Below are 2,362 nucleotides of genomic sequence, written 5' to 3'. Positions count from 1 at the left end.
CGTCGCCGCGGCGTCCGGCCTGCTCGTCGTCCAGGGCGACACGTCGAGCGCCGGTCCGCTCCGCCTTTCCGGCCTCAAGCTGGTCGCCGGAATGGCCCGAGGCGAGGCGGTGTTCCACGAGCCGCGGATCGTCGTCGAGCATATTGTCGCCGAAGACACCGAGGCCGAGCGCGAACGCGTCTACGGAGCCTTCCGCAGGATGCGCGAGCAGATCGATAATATGGCCAAGGAGGCGGAGTTCGGGACGACCGCCGAGCACCAGGAGATTCTCGAGACCTACCGCATGTTCGCCTATGACGAGGGCTGGTCGCGGCGCATCAACCAGGCGATCGACAGCGGCCTCACGGCCGAGGCCGCGATCGAGCGCGTGCAGCAGCGCATGCGCGCCAGGATGCAGGAGATCGACGATCCCCTGCTCCAGGAGCGGATGCACGATCTCGAGGATCTCTCGAACCGGCTGCTGCGCATCGTCTCCGGGCGGATGGGCACCGCGGCGCAGTCCGGCCTGACCCGCGACACGGTCCTCGTCGCGCGCAACCTCGGCCCCGCCGACCTGCTCGAATATGACCGCCGGCGCCTGAAGGCCGTGCTGCTCGAGGAAGGCTCGCTGACCTCCCACATGACGATCGTCGCGCGGGCCATCGGTGTGCCCGTGATTGGCCGCCTGAACGACATCCGCCACAGCGTCGAGGAAGGCGAGACGATCCTCGTCGACGGCGACAACGGAAGCGTGATCATCCGCCCGACGCGGCCGCTCGCCACCGGCTTCGAGCAGCGCATGGCGATGAGCCAGAAGCGCCGCGCCGAGTTCGCGGCAGTGCGCACATTGCCGGCGCAGACGCTCGACGGCGTGCACGTCAGCGTGATGGTCAATGCCGGGCTGGCCGAGGACGCGGCCGCGCTCCCGATGACGGGTGCCGACGGCATCGGCCTGTTCCGGACCGAGTTCCAGTTCCTCGTTTCGGCGACTCTTCCGGGCCGCGATCGCCAGCAGCGGCTCTATACCAAGGTGCTGGAATTTGCCGGCGAGCGGCCGGTCGTCTTCCGCACGGTCGATATCGGCGGCGACAAGGCGCTGCCCTATCTCACCGACGAGGCGGAGGAGCAGGCCGAGAACCCGGCGATGGGCTGGCGCGCGCTTCGCCTGTCGCTCGATCGCTCGACGCTGATGAAGGCGCAGGCGCGCGCGCTGATCGAGGCATCTGCCGGCAAGGTGCTTCGCGTCATGTTCCCGATGGTCTCGGAGCCATGGGAATATGAGGAGGCGCGCAGCCTGTTCGAAAAGCAGGTCGCTTGGGCGGCAAGGGCGAAGCGGCCGGTGCCGACTCGCGTCGACTATGGCGCGATGCTCGAGGTGCCGAGCCTCGCCGAGATGCTCGACCAGCTGCTGCCGCGGCTCGATTTCATCTCGATCGGCACCAACGACCTGACCCAGTTCCTGTTCGCCGCCGACCGCTCCGACCCGCGGCTCGCGCAACGCTACGACTGGCTCAGCCCGGCGATCCTGCGCTTCCTCAAGCGCGTGCTCGACGCAGCGCGAGCGGCCGGGGTGCCGGCGCGCGTGTGCGGCGAAATGGCGGGCAGGCCGCTGGAGGCGATGGCGCTGATCGGGATCGGCGCCGAGAATTTCTCGATCACGCCGGCCGGTGTCGGGCCGGTCAAGGCGATGGTCCGCTCGCTAGACGCAGCGGCGGTGCGCGCGCGGTTCGACCAGCTCCTCGCCCGCCCGCCGAAGGACATGCGCAAGGCACTCACCGACTGGGCCCGCCGCCACTCGGTCACAATCGGCTAAAGGGGCCAGCTGGCGGTTGACACTCGCCGCCGAGGCCTCAAACAGAAGCCATGCCCAAGCGCGACCCCGATCCCGAGCCCACCGACGAAGAGCTGGTCGAAGCCGCGGCTCCGACGGTCGGCGAACGGCTGAGGGCCGCGCGCGAGGAACGGGGCCTCAGCCTCGAGGATATCGCGGCCCAGACCCGAATCCCGCAGCGTCACCTCGAAAGTATCGAGAGTGCCGATTGGGACAAGCTTCCGGCGCCGACCTACACGATCGGCTTCGCCAAGAGCTACGCCTCGTCGGTCGGGCTCGACCGTGCCGACATCGGCGACCAGCTGCGCGAGGAGATGGGCGGACAGCGTTTCGCCTCGTCGCAAACCGAAGTGATCGAGGCTGCCGACCCTGCGCGGACCATGCCGAAATGGCTGGTGCTCGGCGCGATCGCCGCAGTGATCCTCATCGTCGTGCTGATGAGCTGGCTCGATCGCCGAGCGCTCGAGCCGACCGCGACGAATCCGCCGCCGGCGACTGCTCCTGCGACCGCGCCTGCGCCCGCTCCAGCGCAGCAGGCGCCGGTTCCCGCGG

2 protein-coding genes are annotated in these 2,362 nt (G+C 69.2%); both read left to right on the top strand.

Annotated elements, in window-relative coordinates:
- A partial coding sequence (ptsP, locus tag GH737_RS14425; RefSeq protein WP_155265462.1) for a phosphoenolpyruvate--protein phosphotransferase occupies positions 1–1,792 on the top strand: 1,792 nt, incomplete at its 5' end.
- Positions 1,793–1,842: 50 nt separating this feature from the next.
- Positions 1,843–2,362: helix-turn-helix domain-containing protein (locus GH737_RS14420; RefSeq protein WP_155265461.1), on the top strand; the 520-nt coding region annotated here is incomplete at its 3' end.

The sequence above is a fragment of the Sphingomonas segetis genome, from assembly GCF_009720245.1.
GTDB classification, from domain to species: Bacteria; Pseudomonadota; Alphaproteobacteria; order Sphingomonadales; family Sphingomonadaceae; genus Sphingomicrobium; species Sphingomicrobium segetis.
The sequence above is the reverse complement of the archived record's forward strand: the minus strand, read 5'-3'. Positions and strand labels throughout refer to the sequence as shown.